A 16,890-nucleotide genomic window follows, 5' to 3' on the forward strand; every position below is an offset into this window, starting at 1 on the left:
CGTCGTTGCGCCACAGGATGTCCGACTTGCTGTCGCCGTTGAAGTCGCCGATGTCGGCAATCTTCCAGTTGTCCGGCACCGCGCCGAGCGAATTGCTGGCGAGAATGTTGTTGTCGTTCATGTCCCAGATCTGCAGCGCGCCGTTGTCGTTGCGCCACAGGAAATCGGACTTGCCGTCACCATTGAAGTCGCCGATGCCGGCGATCTTCCAGTTGTCCGGCACCGTGCCCAAGGAATTGGCGGCGAGAATGTTGCCGTCGTTCATGTCCCAGATCTGCAGCGCGCCATTGTCGTTGCGCCACAGGATGTCGGACTTGCGGTCGCCGTTGAAGTCGCCGAGGCCGGCGATCTTCCAATTGTCCGGCACCGTGCCCAGGGAATTGCTGGCCATGATGTTGTTGTCGTTCATGTCCCAGATCTGCAGCGCGCCATTGTCGTTGCGCCACAGGAAGTCGGACTTGCCGTCGGCATTGAAGTCGCCGATGCCGGCGACTTTCCAGGCGGCGGGCACCGTGCCCAAGGGATTGCTGGCGAGGATGTTGCCGTCGTTCATGTTCCAGATCGCCATCGGGCCGCTGTCGTTGCGCCATACGATGTCGGACTTGCCGTCGCCGTTGAAGTCGCCGATGCCGGCGATCTTCCAGTTGTCCGGCACCGTGCCCAAGGAATTGGCGGCGAGAATATTGCCGTCGTTCATGTCCCAGGTCTGCAGCGCGCCGTTGTCGTTGCGCCACAGGATGTCGGTCTTGCCGTCGCCGTTGAAGTCTCCGGTGCCGGCGACTTTCCATGCGGCGGGCACCGAGCCCAGGGGATTGCTGGCCAAGAGATTGCCGCCGTTCATGTCCCAGATCGACATCGGACCAGCGTCGTTGCGCCACAGAATGTCGCTCTTGCCGTCGCCGTTGAAGTCGTTGATCGGAATACGGTCGTCATTGGTGATGGTGCCGACGCCCTGGCCGTCACCGATGGTGGCGCCGTTGGTGGCGCCCGACAGGTTGACCAGGAAGGTCTGGTTCGGCTCGACCTTGGTGTCGCCGTTGATGGTGACCGAGAGGGTCTGGGTGTTGACGCCGGTAGCGAAACTCAGCGTGCCGGAAGTCGCGTTATAGTCGCCATCGGCAGTGGTCGCGCTGCCATCGGAGGTGGCAAAATTGACGCTGAACGCCGACGAGCCGCCGCTGCGCGTCGCCGTGAAGGTCGCAACCTTGGTGCCGCTGTTGCCTTCGGTAACCGACACGTCGTTGATCGAGACCGAACCCGCGGTCGCCGCAGCGGTGACCGTGAGGGCAACGCCCGCCGAGGCGTTGTTGCTGTTGTTGGATTCCACGACGGCGTCATTATAGTCGGCGATCAGGCCGATATAATAAGTGCCGGGCGCAAGGTTGCCTGGAACGGTGACCGTCTGGGTGTCGGCAGTAAAACTGCCGGCGGCCAGCGCGGCGGGATAGCTGAGCGTCGATAGCACCGTATCCGACGTGGTGATCGTGCTGTCCGTGGAAAGATAGATTCGCGATGAGGAACCCCCGGCGGCGGCGTTGCCTACATTTTGCAGATGGTGTGACACCGTCGTGGTGCCGCCGGCCGCTACCGACGAATTGCCGAGCGAGACCGTGTTTTCGACAAGGTCCGGCTGTGAAACTCCGGCGCCGCTAACGAAGTTGATCGAAAAATTATAGCTGTCGTAGTTCTCCCACTGCGAATTCCGGGTTTCGATCACATTTTGTCCACTGCCAGTCGTGGTCGTGGCTGAATCGACAACCTCAAGGGTATAGTCCCCAGCGATCAGGTGTAGGGACTGGCCACTCCTTACCAATTGCGTGGACGCGGAGTCGATATTGCCCTGCGCCGGGACCCTTAAGAGGAAGTCGCCGTGGCTGCCGGAATAGTTGATCGTAAGGTTGCCTTCGCTGTTGAGATGGAACTTGTAGAAATCGCGCTGATCGAGCGGGATTTCCGGGCTGGAAAAATTGACGGTGTAAGTATGGGCGTTGGCGTCTAGGACGCGCGTAAACAGCGTGAAGAACGACTCTGAAACCGACACCGAGCTGGTAATGGTGCCGAGGTTCCGCGCCGTACTCGATGTTTCGCCAGCGCTGTCGACGTAGTTCGACGTGTTTGGGTGAACGACAAATCCGAATTCGGCGCTGTTGCCACCGTCGGCGATGGGTTTGATATAATAGGTGCCAGCGGGTTGTGGCGTCGAATGCGGACTCGAGATCGAGGTTTGGCTGGAGTTGAGGACTTGGTACGTGTTCGTATACACGTTGGTCTGATTATGAAATGTCAGATGAATCGCCGAATTGCTCGAATCCACCGTGAAGCTATAAAGATCGGAGCCGCCAGTGATGGCGCGGTTTGCATAAAAGTAGGGAAACAGATGCGTGCTGGATTTGACGCTTCCGTAGATTTCTGGTGTCGTATAATTCGCCACGTGTCGGCTCCTTCCCATTAATCAACAAATAAATCGACCTCGCGCACGCTCACAAGTGCACGTTGCATCAACGCATGGGTCATCCACCGGCTGCAACTGGCTGTCGGGGTATCATTCCAAGTCTCATTTTGTCCGCCGATGCGCGCTCGTCTGCATGCAATTGCAATTCTGAGTGCGTCGCCTCAATCGTTGCGAAATATGTTTCATAACCAAAATCGCGAGTCAATTGCCGACGCAAGTAATCGGTGATTTGGTTGACGCAGTGCTCCGCGCGCATCTTGTGTTGTTCCAGCGCGGGAACCGCCTGTCGCGGTGCAGCTTGGCCTTGGGAAAGGGAGCAATTCGATGCGTCTGGCCACAAGACTTGTCGCGCTAAGCGCGATAGCGCTGCTGATAGTGCCGGCACCATCAACTGCCGCCGAGATGCGCGGCGTCACCCCAACCGAAATCCGCATCGGCCAGACCATGCCCTACAGCGGCCCGGTCTCCGCCTTCGGCGCGCTCGGCAAGGGCGAGGTCGGTTATTTCAAGATGGTCAACGAGCGCGGCGGCATCAACGGCCGCAAGGTCAACCTGATTTCGCTCGACGACGGCTACGCGCCGCCGAAAACGGTAGAGCAGACGCGGCGGCTGGTGGAGAGCGACGAGGTGGCGCTGATCTTCTCCTCGATCGGCACCGCGCATAACACCGCGATCGCCAAATATCTGCAAGCTAAGAACATCCCGCAATTGTTCATCGGCTCCGGCGCGTCGAAATTCGCCGACCTTGCGCAATATCCGCTGGCGACCCTGGGCGTGCAGGGGCCCTTCCGCTACGAGGCGCGGCTGTATGCGCGTTATGCGCTGGCGAAGAATCCGAACGCGAAGTTTGCCGTTATCTCGCAGAACGACGACTTTGGGCGCGACTATCTGCTGGGGCTCAAGGATGTATTGGGTGAGAAATACGGTTCCGTCGTCATCGCTGCAACCTACGAAATCCAGGATCCGACCATCGATTCCCAGATCGTGAAACTGAAAGCCTCCGGCGCCGATGTATTCGTGATCGCGGCAACGCCGAAATTCGCCGCGCAGTCGATCCGCAAGGGGTTTGAGATCGGCTGGCGGCCGATGACGTTCCTGTCCAATGTCGCGGTGTGGGTGTCCACGGTGATGGAGCCCGCGGGGCTTGAAGCCGGGCAGGGCATTCTGTCGACCGCCTATGTCAAGGACCCCGACGATCCCGCATGGAAGGACGACGCCGGCGTAAAAGGCTGGCGGGAGTTCATGATCAAATACGTTCCCGACGGCGACCTGCACGACACCAATTACGTCAACTCCTACAACAGCGCGATGGCGCTGGAGCATGTGCTGAAAGCCTGCGGCGACGATCTGTCGACCGAGAACATCCTGAAGCAGGCCTATGCGATCAAGGACCTCGAATTGCCGATGCTGCTCCCGGGCATCAAGGTCAACACCTCGCCGACCGATCACGTGCCGGTCGAGCAGATGCAGTTCATGCGGTTCGCCGGTAGGACCTGGGAGCGCTTCGGCGAATTGCAGACGGGGAATTAGCTCCCCGTCATTCCGGGGCGCGCGCCTTTCGCGCGAACCGGAATCCATAACCACGATATTCGCGTTCAGCGTCCACCCATCAGCACGGTGGTTATGGATTCCGGGCCTGCGCCAAGAGGCGGATCCCGGAATGACGACGGTTGAGCCTGCGCAACGTCAAATCCTTAAGATTTCTTCAAGGCGGTCGTCCTATCCATGGAGCAGGCGCGTGTGAGCGCGCGCCAAGGAGAGCCCATGGCCGCGCCAGTTTCCGCTCCGACCGTCTCCGAACGCCCCGCCATTCCCCCGGCGCTGTTCAACGCCTGCTTTGTGCTGTTTGTCATCAACGCGGCGTTTTTCCCGACCGCGTATTTCGCCCATTGGTGGATCACCGATCCGAACGGCCTCGGCACGCCCACCGATTTCGTCAACGTCTGGTCCGCCGGAAAGCTGGTGCTCGATGGCCATCCGGCGTGGGCTTACGACTGGGACATCCAGAAGCGCATCCAGGTCGACCTGCTCGGCCAAACCTTTGTCGGCCATTTCGCTTGGCACTATCCGCCGCCCTTCCTGTTCGTCGCGGCTTTCCTCGCGCAGTTTCCCTATACGGTGGCGTTCATCGGCTGGGTTTCGATCAGCCTTGTGCCCTATCTGATGACGATGCGCGCGATCGTGGGACGGCCGTTCGGCTGGATGCTGGCAGCGGCGTTTCCGGTGGTGCTGACCAACACGCTGGTCGGGCAGAACGGTTTTCTCACCGCCTCGCTGGTCGGCGGCATGCTCATCCTGCTGCCGACGCGGCCGATCCTGGCCGGCATCTGCCTCGGGCTATTGAGCTACAAGCCGCAATACGGCCTGCTGTTTCCGATTGCGCTGATCGCGGCGGCGCAATGGAGGGTGTTTTTCACGGCAGCGATTGTCGCCGTCGCGATGGCAGCTGTGTCGTGGCTCGCCTTCGGCACCGAAAGCTGGCTGGCGTTCTTTGACTGGCTGCCGATGTTCTCCCAGGCCTTCCTCACCGAAGGCCGCGCCCCTTGGGGCAAGATGCAGAGCATTTTTGCCCTGGTGCGTTTTTTCGGGGGCAGCGAGCCGCTCGGCTGGGCCTTCCAGTGGACCATGATCAGCGCGGTCGCGGCCGCGCTGGTGTGGGTGTGGCGCAGCCGGGTGCGCTATTCGCTGAAGGCCGCGGCGCTGGCGGCCGGCACGCTGCTGGTGACGCCGTATCTGTTCCTCTACGACATGATGGTGCTGGCGATCGCGACCGGCTTTCTGGTCCGGATCGGGCTCAGCGACGGCTTTCGCACCTATGAATTGCCGGCGCTGGGCCTGATGGCGTTCCTGCTGATGTTCTATCCGCTGTTCGGCGCGCCGACCGGTTTTGGCGCCACCTTGATCGTCGCGGCGCTGATTGCCCGGCGCTGCCTGGCGCCGCACACGCGCGCGGCCCCGTCGATGTCGCCGATCAAGATCGGCCAATTGCAGACCTAGGTCCGCGCGCGTTCAATTTCATCGTGCCGCGGTCATGAATGCTTGTCAGCGATCCTGAATTGGTGTTCAGTTCTTTCAGCGAGTCTCGCAGCATTCGCTCAAAACTCCGCTCCCGGGACGAAACGCGGCATGATCTATCGGCGGACCCATCAGGTCGTAAAACGCCTCGCGGCGCGCCGCAGCGCTATCCTGGCGGCGGCGCGGGACGCCGCCGCGGAAGGCGGCATGGCGGCGGTGCAGATTGCGCCGGTGGCAAGCCGGGCCAACGTCGCCGCCGGCACCGTCTACCGCTATTTCCCGTCCAAATCGGATCTGATTTCCGAACTGATTGCCGACGTCTCGCGCGACGAACTGGCCGCCATCCGCCGCGCTGCTGACGCCGCGCCCGGACCCTCCTCGGCGCTGGCCGCCGCCGTCACCACCGTCGCGGTGCATGTGCTGTCGCACCGCAAGCTGGCATGGGGCATCCTGGCCGAGCCGGTCGATGTCGACGTCAACGCCTCGCGGCTGGCGAGCCGCCGCGAAATCGCCGGCGAGATCGAATTGCGGATCGGGGCCGCGGTGCGGGCCGGGCACCTGCCGGCGCAGGACACCGCATTGGCGGCGTGCGCGCTGCTTGGCGCGCTACATGAAGCGCTGGTAGGCCCGCTGGCGCCGGACAATCTCGACGATCCGGCAAAACTGCGCGACGCCGTGCAGACCGTCACACTGCTGGCGCTGCGCGCGGTCGGCGTGATGGACGCCCGCGCCCGCGGCCTCGTGGTGCAGGCGGTGCTGCCGGCCAAGATCCTGGTCGGAGCGTAACTTGTCCCGGGCGCGGTGCGGCGAACCTTGACCTCTCCCTGCGGGAGAGGTGAAGCACAGCGCGCTTGCTCCAGGCTACTTCGTCTTGCCGTCCTTGTCGTGCTGGGCGAGGAACGCCCAGAGATCGCCGGCTTCCTGCTCGTTCTTGATTCCGGCGAACACCATCTTGGTGCCGGGGATTTTGGCCTTGGGATCCTTGATGTAGTCCTTGAAGCTGGCTTCATCCCAGGTGATGCCGGAATTCTTGTTGGCCTCCGTATAAGAGTAGCCTTCGACGGTGCCGGACTTGCGTCCCGGCAGTCCGTTGAGCACCGGACCGACCTTGTTCTTGGCGCCTTCACCGACCGCATGGCAGGCCAGGCACTTGTTGAAGGAGGTTTTGCCGGCGGCGACATCCTGCGCCTGCGCGGCGGACGATGCTGCGGCGGATGCGATGACGATCAGCGTGCCCAGGGTCAGGTGTTTCATGGAATGCTCTTGGGTCGGTTGCAGGGTGTTCCGCGATCCGCTTGTCGCATAAGCGGGTCGCGCCGGACAAGCGGGCAGGGGCGCCGGCGCCACCTATTTGCCGACCTACCCAAACGCATCGGGACGTGCTTGTTTCCATGCGATAAAAAGCACGCGCTATGCGCCCGCGGGAGAGCCGACATGACCATATTGATGCCCGCGTCGGATTCTGCGGTGCTCGGCCGCCGCGACAGGATCGTAGCCGATTTGCGCGCGATCGTGCCGGGCGAGGGCGTGATCGACAGTGCCGCCGAGATGGTGCCTTACGAATCCGATGGTCTGATGGCCTATCGCCAGCCGCCGATGGTGGTGGTGCTGCCGGACACCACCGAACAGGTGTCCCAGGTGCTGAAATATTGCTTCGAGCAGGGCATCAAGGTGGTGCCGCGCGGCTCCGGCACCTCACTGTCCGGCGGCGCGCTGCCGCTTGCGGACGCCGTGCTGCTGGGCCTCGGCAAATTCAAGCGCATCCGCGAGATCGATTTCGACAACCGCGTGGTGGTGACCGAGCCCGGCGTGACCAACCTCGCCATCAGCCAGGCCGTGGCGCATGCCGGGTTTTACTATGCGCCCGATCCATCCTCGCAGATCGCCTGCTCGATCGGCGGCAATGTCGCGGAAAATTCCGGCGGCGTGCATTGCCTGAAATACGGCATGACCACCAACAACGTGCTGGGCTGCGAGATCGTGCTGATATCAGGGGAGATCATCAAGGTCGGCGGCAAATCCGCTGAAACCAGCGGCTACGACATCATGGGGATCATTACCGGCTCCGAAGGGCTGCTCGGCGTCATCACCGAGATCACGGTACGGATCCTGCAAAAGCCGGAGACCGCGCGGGCACTGATGGTCGGCTTTGCCGAAGTGGAAGCGGCCGGGCAATGCGTGGCCGATATCATCGGCGCCGGCATCATTCCCGGCGGCATGGAGATGATGGACAAGCCTGCGATCCACGCCGCGGAAGCTTTTGTCCATGCCGGCTACCCGCTTGACGTCGAGGCACTGCTGATCATCGAACTCGATGGCCCAGGCGTCGAGGTCGACGAGTTGATCCAGCGGGTCGAGACGATCGCGCGGGGTTGCGGCTCGACGACGGTGCAGATTTCAAATTCCGAAACCGAGCGGAACCTGTTCTGGGCCGGCCGCAAGGCGGCATTTCCAGCCGTCGGGCGGATCTCGCCGGATTATCTCTGCATGGACGGCACCATTCCGCGCGGCGCGCTGCCGCAGGCGCTGGCGCGGATCCGCGAGCTCTCGGAGAAATACGGCCTGCGCGTCGCGAACGTGTTTCACGCCGGCGACGGCAATCTGCACCCGCTGATCCTGTACGACGCCAACCAGCCCGGCGAGATGGACAGAGCCGAGGCTTTTGGGGCCGATATCCTGCGGGCGTGTGTCGAGCTCGGCGGCGTCCTCACCGGCGAGCATGGCGTCGGCATCGAGAAGCGCGATCTGATGGGCGAGATGTTCAGCGAGATCGATCTCAACCAGCAGCAGCGCCTGAAATGCGCCTTCGACGCGCAAGGGCTGCTCAATCCGGGAAAGGTGTTTCCGACCCTGCACCGATGCGCTGAGCTTGGCCGGGTGCATGTTCACGGCGGCAAGCTGGCGTTCCCGGATTTGCCGAGATTTTGAGGATGATCCAGCGTCGCTTCCAAACGCGCCGTCATGCCCGGGCTTGTCCCGGGCATCCACGTCTTTCTTGGTGTGTGGTCGAAGAAGACGTGGATGGCCGGGACAAGCCCGGCCATGACGAATGAGAAGGTGGCTAGTGTGGAACCCCTGAAGGTACGCGACGCCAGGGATGTCGAGCAGGTGGTGCGCGCGGCATTGGCCAGCGAGCAGCCGCTGGAAATCATAGGCGGCGGCAGCAAGCGCGGGGTAGGCCAGCCGATGTCGACCAACGCGCTGCTCGACCTGTCGGCGCTGAACGCGGTCACATCCTATGAGCCGAATGAGCTGATCATCACCGTGCAGGCGGGCGCGCCACTGGGCGACGTCAAATCGCTGATCGATTCGAAAAACCAGCAATTCGCATTCGAGCCGATCAACACCTCGCAGCTTCTGGGCACGCCTGACATCGGGACCATCGGCGGCATGATCGGCGCGGGCCTCGCCGGCCCGCGGCGCATCAAGGCCGGCGGCGCGCGCGACCATCTGCTCGGCGCGCACGCGGTGTCCGGCTTCGGCGACAGCTTTAAGGCCGGCGGGCGGGTGGTGAAAAACGTTACCGGCTATGATCTCTGCAAGCTGCTGGCGGGGTCATGGGGCACCCTCGCGGTCATGACCGAGGTGACGCTGAAGGTGATGCCGCGCGCCGAAAGCGAACGCACGCTGGTGCTGCGCGGGCTCGATGACGTCACTGCAAATCGGGCTATGACCGCGGGCCTGGGCTCGCCGTTCGATGTCTCCGGCGCGGCCCATGTGCCGAATTCGGCGTTTCGCGCAAGCTTCGACGGGCTGGCCGACTTGGGATCACCGGGGCAGGCCGTGACCTTGCTGCGGCTGGAGGGCATCACGGCTTCCGCCGTGCACCGCGCGGCGCTGCTCAGCGAGGTGCTCAGCGCTTTCGGAGCCGCGGAGATCGTCGAAGATGCGGCATCGGCGGCAATCTGGAGTTCGGTACGCGACGTTGCGCCGTTCGCGGCGGGCGGTGCGCTCGGAGCCTGGCCGGTGTGGCGGATCGTTTGCCCGCCGGCATCGGGTGGGGCACTCGGCCAGGCCTTGTCGCGCGATACCGGCGGCGACGTGATCTACGACTGGGGCGGCGGCTTGATCTGGGCGGCATTGCCGCCGTCCGCCGACGCGAGTGCCGGGATGCTGCGTTCGCGCGTCGACGCGGTCGGCGGCCACGCCACGCTGCTCCGCGCCTCCGAGGTGGTACGGCGCAGTGTCGATGTGTTTCATCCGCAGGAGGGCGGGCTCGCGAGCTTGAGCGAGCGCGTCCGCCACAGCTTCGATCCGAAAAACATCCTCAATCGCGGCCGGTTGACGCGAGGGTCCGCGCCATGAAAACCGAATTCACTCTCGCGCAACTCGCCGATCCCGATATTGCCGAAGCCGACAAGATTTTACGCGCTTGTGTGCATTGCGGGTTCTGCACCGCCACGTGTCCGACCTACGTGCTGCTTGGCGACGAACTCGATAGCCCGCGCGGCCGGATCTATCTCATCAAGGAAATGCTGGAGAAGAACAGGCCGCCGACGGCGGAGGTGGTCAAGCACATCGACCGCTGCCTGTCCTGCCTTGCCTGCATGACCACCTGTCCCTCCGGGGTGAACTACATGCACCTGGTCGATCAGGCGCGGGTGAGGATCGAGAAGGAATACACCCGTCCGCTTGCCGAGCGGGTGCTGCGCGCGCTGCTGGCGTGGGTGCTGCCGCGGCCAAGCCTGTTTCGTGCCGGCATGATTCTGGCGCGGCTGGGACGGCCGCTCGCGGCCTTGTTGCCGTCACCAAAGACAGGCGCGGCGACGCCTTCTTTGTCGCGGCGAATCAAGGCGATGCTGGCGCTGGCGCCGCACGGCCTGCCGGCCTCCGGCCCCGGTGGCGGAAGCATGTTTCCGGCACGTGGGAGCAAGCGCGGGCGGGTTGCGCTGCTGCAAGGCTGCGCCCAGCAGGTGCTGGCGCCGCGCATCAACCAGGCCGCCATCCGCCTGCTGACGCGGCACGGCATCGAGGTCGTGCTCGTCAAGGACGAGCAGTGCTGCGGCGCGCTGACCCATCACCTCGGCCGCGACGGCGATGCCCTGGCCCGCGCCCGCGCCAACATCACCGCATGGCTCGATGAGGCCAAGCGGGGCGGCCTCGACGCCATCGTGGTGACGACGTCCGGGTGCGGCACCGTGATCAAGGATTACGGATTCATGCTGCGCGAGGACCGCGACTTCGCAGGTCCCGCGGCGAAAATTTCAGCGCTGGCCAGGGACATCAGCGAATATGTCGGCGAACTGGACCTGCCTGCGCCGCAGCAGCGCAGCGATCTCGTCATCGCCTATCACTCGGCATGTTCGCTGCAGCACGGCCAGAAAATCACGCAAGCCCCGAAGGAATTGCTTTCCAGGAATGGCTTCGTGGTGAAGGATGTGCCTGAGGGTCATTTGTGTTGCGGCTCGGCGGGCACCTACAACATTCTCCAGCCTGACATTGCGGACCGATTGCGCGACCGCAAGATCGCCAACATCGCCAGCGTCAAGCCGGACATGATCGCCGCCGGCAATATCGGATGCATGGTGCAGATCGCCGGGGGAACGTCGGTCCCCGTGGTGCACACCATTGAGCTTCTCGACTGGGCGACGGGCGGTCCGCGGCCAGGATCGAACTGATCTGGTTTGAGGCCGCGCCGAAGCGGAAGGGCTTGAAGGCCACAGTGCTCGCTGTGGCTTTTTTGTTGTTTTGACGCTGCCTGCGCCTGCCGAATCGTCCGCGCAGCAACAGCTGGGATCGCGCTGGGCCATTCTGAGCGCCGGACCGTGCCCTTAAGGCATTTTGCGTTCGCTAAACCGCTTCGGACCGCCGAACCCACCTCGAAATTGTTGTCGGAATGCAACACACGCGGACAACATCTTGCGGAACGGCAAAAACGCCCAAAAAGGCGGCAGTTGCTTGTCTTTTTAGCTTCCCGCGGAGGATGCCGCACCGCAGATTGGTTCGTGGAAATTGGCTGCAGTCGATTGTCGCTGTGCTCAGAGCCTTCGAAGTCGGACTGATCTTGCAACGATGGGGATCGTCATGAAAAAAATGGTTTTGTTAGCAACGGCGCTGGCACTGCTTTCGAGTTCGGCTCTCGCGGCGGACATGCGGGTCAAGGCGATCAAGGCGCCTCCGCCGCCGGCGTTCGATCCGTGGGATATCGCCTTCGGCAGCGCGATCATGAGCGATTACGTGTTCCGCGGCGTCACTCAGTCGAATCACAAGCCCTCGGTCGCGGCCTACTTCGAGCCCCGCTACAACGTCACCAAGGATCTGCAGCTCTACATCGGCCTCGCCGGCGAGAGCATCTCCTTCCCGAACCGCGCCGCGGCCGAAATCGATATCTACGGCGGTATCCGCCCGACCTTCGGCATGTTCGCCTTCGACTTCGGTGTCTGGGGTTATCTCTATCCGGGCGGCACCTGCTATAACGCCAATGCTTTCCCCGGCTCGGGCATTCCCGGCTCGTCTTTGGGTTGCGTCGCCAATGCCGACCCGATCACCCTCGGCCTGCCCATCAACGGCAACTTCGCCAAGAAGAACGCCAGCTTTTATGAAGGCTACGCCAAGGTCAACGTGACCTTGAATGACATGTTCCAGATCGGCGCCAACGAGTATTACTCGCCGAACTTCCTGAACCTCGGCGCCTGGGGCAACTACGCGTCGGTCACCGGCAAGTTCATCGCGCCGGGCCCATGGTTCGGCGCCACCGGCATCGGCATGTACGTCTCCGGCGAGTTCGGCCGGCAGTGGCTCGGAACCTCGGACGCCTTCTACGGCACCCCGGTGTTCCCGAACGGCATTCCTGAGCCGAGCTACAACACCTGGAACGTCGGCATCGGCTTCACCTACAAGGTCTTCACCCTCGACTTCCGCTATTCGGACACCAATCTGTCGAAGGGTCAGTGCAACGCCTTCACCAGCGACTTCACTGCGACGACCGCAACCGCGGGCAGCGTGTCCGCCATCAATCCGGGCGGCTTCGAGTCCGGTTGGTGCGGCGCGACCGGCATCGTCAAGCTCTCAGCTGACCTGACCGCGATGACGAACCTGAAGTAAGTCATTCTTCCAAGACCATGAGGGCGGCAGAGCGATCTGCCGCCCTTTTGTTTTGTGATGAGCGATGATGGGCTTCCAGCTTCCAGCTAAAGCATGATGAATTCAGGTCGAAGCAGCCGTCACCTCTCCCCTGCGGGGAGAGGTCGAAGCCGGAGCGCAGCGCAGGCTTCGGGTGAGGGGTCTCTCCACGCAATTGGGATTCGCAGAAAGGCCCCTCACCCGCCGCGCATCTGACGATGCGCGTCGACCTCTCCCCTGCGGGGAGAGGTGAGCTGAGCGGCGTGGCGATTGGCTTAAAACCATCATGCATCTAGCTGACGAGAAATGCTCGACCAAGCTCGGCATTCAGACGCTTCCAGACGGCAATTGTGCCGGGTGAACAGTCATTTCTGGACAGCGGCGGCTTTTCCGGCTGGAATGCGACGAAACGACACAATGCGGCAAGGCCGGCAGCGGCGGCTCCGCATCAGCCCGGAGGAACCCCTATGACCCCGTTTCGTACGCGCCTGCTCGGCGCGCTCGTCGCACTGACCTTTGCGGCGGCTGGTCCGGCGCTCTCGCAGCAGTTCGAACTCAAGCTGATGGCGCCCGCGGCGCCCGGCGGCGGATGGGATCAGACCGCCCGCGCCATGCAGCAAGCCCTTGTCGCCGCCGGCATCGCCCGCAGCGTCCAGGTCACCAACGTTGCAGGCGCCGGTGGCAGCGTCGGCATCGCGCAGTTCGTCAACGGCGCCAAGGGCGACGGCAACCAGATGATGGTGAACGGCTTCGTCATGGTGGGCGCGCTGGCCATGAACAAATCGCCGGTGACGCTCGATCAGGTGACGCCGATCGCGCGTCTCACCGAGGAGATCCAGGTTATCGTCGTGCCGGCGAATTCACCGCTCAAGACGGCGCAGGATCTTGCGGCCGCGCTCAAGGCGGACATCGCCAGGACAACGTTCGCGGGCGGCTCGGCCGGCGGTGTCGACCATATCATGGCGGCGCTGTTTGCGGGGGCGGTCGGCGCGGATGCGAAAAAGGTCAACTACATTCCATTTTCCGGAGGTGGCGAGTCGCTGGCCGCCATTCTCGGCGGCAAAGTCACCGCCGGCATTTCGGGAGTGAGCGAATACGACGGTCAGATCAAGTCCGGAAAACTCCGCGCGCTCGGCGTGACGTCGGAGAAACGCGTCGCCGGCCTTGATATCCCGACCTTCAAGGAACAGGGGATTGACCTCGTGCTGACCAACTGGCGCTCGGTGGTCGCAGCTCCCGGCATCACGGCGGAACAGCGCAAGACCCTGAACGACGCAGTGGAGAAGATGGTCAAGTCCGACGCCTGGAAGGACATCCTCAAGCAGAAGGGCTGGGACGACGCCTATCTCAGTGGCGACGCGTTCGCGGATTTCCTGAAGAAGGAAAATGCTAGAGTCACCGAGGTGCTGAAGTCGGTCGGCCTGGTCAAATCATGACCCCGGATCGCACTTCCGGCGATCTGCCGCCGGCGCCCCGGCACGTCGATCCCGCGGGCTTCGTCATTGCCCTGATGCTCGCGGCGGTGGCCGCGGTGCTGGTGTGGGACGCGAACCAGCTGCAATCCAACACCACCTACGGGATGGGACCCCAGGTGATGCCGGTCGTCATCGCCATCGGACTCGGCATTCTCGCGATCGGCAATCTGATCGACGCGCTGCGCGGCAATCTGCCGCCACGCGAGAGCGCCGACCCCAGGGCTGTGCTGCTGATTCTCGCCGGCCTTGCGCTGCTGATCGCCATCATCGGCCTTGGCGGCGGCTTTATCCTTGCAACCACCGCACTGTTCGTCACCACGTCGGCCGCCTTTGGACGACGCGCTGTTCTCGCCGACCTCGCCATCGCATTGGTGATGACCACCCTGATCTATCTCGCCTTCGACCGGCTGCTGACGCTGAGCCTTCCCGCCGGCCCGCTGGAAAGGCTGATGTAATGGACACCTTCGCCGCGCTCGCTCACGGCATGGCCGTCGCCGTCCAGCCCATGAACCTGCTCTATGCGCTGATCGGCGTGCTGCTCGGCACCGCGGTCGGCGTGTTGCCCGGCATCGGGCCTGCGCTCACCGTCGCGTTGCTGCTGCCGGTGACCTACAAGCTCGATCCCGGCGGCTCGCTGATCATGTTCGCGGGAATCTATTATGGCGGCATGTACGGCGGGTCCACCACCGCCATCCTCATCAACACGCCCGGTGAGAGCGCATCGATGGCGACCGCGCTCGAGGGCAACAAGATGGCCAAGGCCGGCCGCGGCGGTCCCGCGCTTGCGACCGCTGCGATCGGCTCGTTTGTCGCGGGCACCATCGCCACCATCGGTCTGGCCTTTCTGGCGCCGTGGCTGGTCGATGTCGCGGTGCGCTTCGGGCCTGAGGATTATTTTGCGTTGATGTGCGTCGCCTTCGTCACGGTGTCGGCAACCTTCGGAGATTCGCCGATCCGCGGGCTGACCAGCCTGTTCGTCGGGCTGACGCTCGGGCTGATCGGCATCGACAAGCTCACCGGTCAGGCGCGGTTGGCTTTCGGCATCCCCGAACTGCTCGACGGCGTCGAAGTGACGACGCTTGCGGTCGGATTGTTCGCGCTGGGCGAGGCGCTTTACGTGGCATCGCGCCGTCATCATACCGAGGAGAAGCTCGAGCCGGTGCGCGGCTCGCTTTGGATGACCAAGGAGGACTGGAAGCGGTCATGGAAACCGTGGCTGCGCGGGACGGCGTTCGGTTTTCCGATCGGCGCGCTTCCCGCCGGCGGCGCGGAGATTCCGACATTCCTGTCCTACTCCACCGAGAAGCGGCTGACCAAATACCCGGAGCAATTCGGCAAGGGCGCCATCGAAGGCGTCGCGGGGCCGGAAGCCGCCAATAACGCCTCCGCCGCCGGCACCCTTGTGCCGTTGCTGACGCTGGGCTTGCCGACCTCGGCGACCGCGGCGATGATGCTGGCGGGCTTTCAGCAATACGGCCTGAACCCTGGACCGCTGCTGTTCGCGGAGCGGCCCGATCTGGTGTGGGGCCTGATCGCAAGCCTGTTCATCGCCAACGTCATGCTGCTGGTTCTCAACCTGCCGCTGGTCGGCTTGTGGGTAAAACTGCTGGCGATCCCGCAGCCGTGGCTCTACGCCGGGATTCTGGTGTTCGCGACCACCGGCACCATTGCGGCCAAGCCCTCGGTGGTCGAACTGTCGATGCTGGCGGGTTTTGGCGTGATGGGCTTTCTGATGCGCAGGTTCGATTTTCCGATCGCGCCGGTCGTCATCGGCCTCATCCTTGGACCGATCGCCGAAAGCCAACTGCGCCGCGCAATGTCCATCAGCCTCGGCGACCCGATGGCGCTGCTGCAAAGCCCGATGTCGGCGACGCTGCTCGCCATAGCGGTGATTGCGCTGTTGGCGCCGTTCGTGCTGCAGGGGCTGGGGCGGTTCAAGGCGAACGAGGACTAGAGTATATATTGCCGCGACGCTCAGTTCACCTCTCCCCGCAGGGGAGAGGTCGACGCGCATCGTCAGATGCGCGGCGGGTGAGGGGACTTTCCGCGAGTCCGCGTGCCTAGAGAGTCCCCTCACCCGAAGCCTGCGCTGCGCTCCGGTGAGCAACCGGGAACATAGGTAACACTTCTGACCGACGACATAGGTAACACAATTCCGGTTTTGTTCAGGTCTGTTGTTGTTGGTCCTGTGGGCTTGTGGGGAACGCGCTTGCGTTGTCCACACGTCCACAGGACTTCCTTTTGGGTTTAGGTTTTCGAAGCCGATGGTCGTTGTGGGCGATCGTGCCGAGCGCGATCGGCCCGTAGCTGACGATCCAGCCGGCGGCGTTTTCCTCAAGGGCGATCGGCTCGCCGGCCAGCGCCTGGTTGATGTAGATCGTCTGGTTGCGCCAGCGGATCTCGCCGTTATGACGGACCTGCCGCACTTCCAGCTCGGCCGCATATTCCGGCTCGCGCAGGACGCCGTCGAAGCGGCGCGGCGATGGCGTATAGAGATCAGCCGGCGTGGCGTCGTCGAGTGATTGATGCGGACGCTCCTCGTTGTAAATGCGCTGGAACTCATGCAGCTGCCTGAGCTGCTCGCGCAGCGTGCGCGCCGGCGGCGTGGCGGCATCCTGCAACAGCGTCAGGTGCATACGCTCGTGGCGGCCGTTCTGCTGCGGCTTGCCGGGCTTGATGCGCTCCGGAATCACACCGGCCTTGATCAGCCGGACCGACAGCATCGACAATCCGCCGGCGCCGCAAGAGGCAAACGGCGATCCGTTGTCGGATCGCATATAGAGGGGAAGCCCGAACTCGCGGAACGCCGCATCCAGCACCGGCCAGACATGATCGGTGTCGGTGCGCGCCAGCGCCTGACAGCGCAGCAGATAGCGGCTGCAAGCG

13 protein-coding genes are annotated in these 16,890 nt (G+C 63.4%); 10 read left to right on the top strand and 3 right to left on the bottom strand.

Annotated features, from left to right (window positions below):
• On the bottom strand, window positions 1-2,431 hold a 2,431-nt coding region (locus VGP39_RS20525), incomplete at its 3' end, for an FG-GAP-like repeat-containing protein (RefSeq protein ID WP_327569926.1).
• A gap of 345 nt (window positions 2,432-2,776) precedes the next feature.
• Here VGP39_RS20525 and VGP39_RS20530 point away from each other — a divergent pair.
• The 3 genes from VGP39_RS20530 to VGP39_RS20540 all read left to right on the top strand — a co-directional run bounded on the left by VGP39_RS20530 (window position 2,777) and on the right by VGP39_RS20540 (window position 6,253).
• Window positions 2,777-3,982, top strand: a complete 1,206-nt coding sequence (locus tag VGP39_RS20530; protein ID WP_327569927.1) for an ABC transporter substrate-binding protein — start codon at window positions 2,777-2,779, stop codon at window positions 3,980-3,982.
• Between the two features lie 234 nt (window positions 3,983-4,216).
• A complete protein-coding gene (locus VGP39_RS20535; RefSeq protein WP_327569928.1) occupies window positions 4,217-5,449 on the top strand; it encodes a glycosyltransferase family 87 protein in 1,233 nt (410 codons plus the stop codon).
• A gap of 129 nt (window positions 5,450-5,578) precedes the next feature.
• Window positions 5,579-6,253 (top strand): helix-turn-helix domain-containing protein, encoded by a 675-nt coding sequence (locus VGP39_RS20540; RefSeq protein ID WP_327569929.1) that lies wholly within the window; start codon window positions 5,579-5,581, stop codon window positions 6,251-6,253.
• Between the two features lie 75 nt (window positions 6,254-6,328).
• On the opposite strand, the gene VGP39_RS20545 is transcribed toward VGP39_RS20540, so the two are convergent.
• On the bottom strand, window positions 6,329-6,721 hold the full coding sequence (locus VGP39_RS20545; RefSeq protein WP_327569930.1) for a cytochrome c family protein: 393 nt from the start codon (window positions 6,719-6,721) through the stop codon (window positions 6,329-6,331).
• A 180-nt stretch (window positions 6,722-6,901) separates the two neighbouring features.
• Here VGP39_RS20545 and VGP39_RS20550 point away from each other — a divergent pair, with 180 nt between their 5' ends.
• From VGP39_RS20550 to VGP39_RS20580, 7 genes are all read left to right on the top strand, one after another.
• Entirely contained in the window at window positions 6,902-8,395 is a 1,494-nt protein-coding gene (locus VGP39_RS20550; RefSeq protein WP_327569931.1) for an FAD-linked oxidase C-terminal domain-containing protein, read from the top strand.
• A gap of 138 nt (window positions 8,396-8,533) precedes the next feature.
• The gene (locus VGP39_RS20555; RefSeq protein WP_327569938.1) at window positions 8,534-9,772 is read left to right on the top strand and encodes an FAD-binding protein; all 1,239 of its coding nucleotides are present in this window, start codon (window positions 8,534-8,536) and stop codon (window positions 9,770-9,772) included.
• Entirely contained in the window at window positions 9,769-11,085 is a 1,317-nt protein-coding gene (gene glcF, locus VGP39_RS20560; protein ID WP_327569932.1) for a glycolate oxidase subunit GlcF, read from the top strand. The genes VGP39_RS20555 and glcF overlap by 4 nt, the downstream gene beginning before the upstream one ends.
• A 406-nt stretch (window positions 11,086-11,491) precedes the next feature.
• Window positions 11,492-12,511: a TorF family putative porin gene (locus VGP39_RS20565; protein WP_327569933.1), complete on the top strand. Its 1,020-nt coding sequence runs from the start codon at window positions 11,492-11,494 to the stop codon at window positions 12,509-12,511.
• A gap of 485 nt (window positions 12,512-12,996) precedes the next feature.
• Complete coding sequence (locus VGP39_RS20570) at window positions 12,997-13,965, top strand: Bug family tripartite tricarboxylate transporter substrate binding protein (protein WP_327569934.1); 969 nt, start codon at window positions 12,997-12,999, stop codon at window positions 13,963-13,965.
• Entirely contained in the window at window positions 13,962-14,459 is a 498-nt protein-coding gene (locus VGP39_RS20575; protein WP_327569935.1) for a tripartite tricarboxylate transporter TctB family protein, read from the top strand. Before VGP39_RS20570 ends, VGP39_RS20575 begins: the two co-directional genes overlap by 4 nt.
• Window positions 14,459-15,958 (top strand): tripartite tricarboxylate transporter permease, encoded by a 1,500-nt coding sequence (locus tag VGP39_RS20580; protein ID WP_327569936.1) that lies wholly within the window; start codon window positions 14,459-14,461, stop codon window positions 15,956-15,958. Before VGP39_RS20575 ends, VGP39_RS20580 begins: the two co-directional genes overlap by 1 nt.
• A gap of 211 nt (window positions 15,959-16,169) precedes the next feature.
• On the opposite strand, the gene VGP39_RS20585 is transcribed toward VGP39_RS20580, so the two are convergent.
• On the bottom strand, window positions 16,170-16,890 hold a 721-nt coding region (locus tag VGP39_RS20585), incomplete at its 5' end, for an integrase core domain-containing protein (protein ID WP_327569937.1).

This window comes from Bradyrhizobium sp. (genome assembly GCF_036009065.1).
Taxonomy (GTDB): domain Bacteria; phylum Pseudomonadota; class Alphaproteobacteria; order Rhizobiales; family Xanthobacteraceae; genus Bradyrhizobium.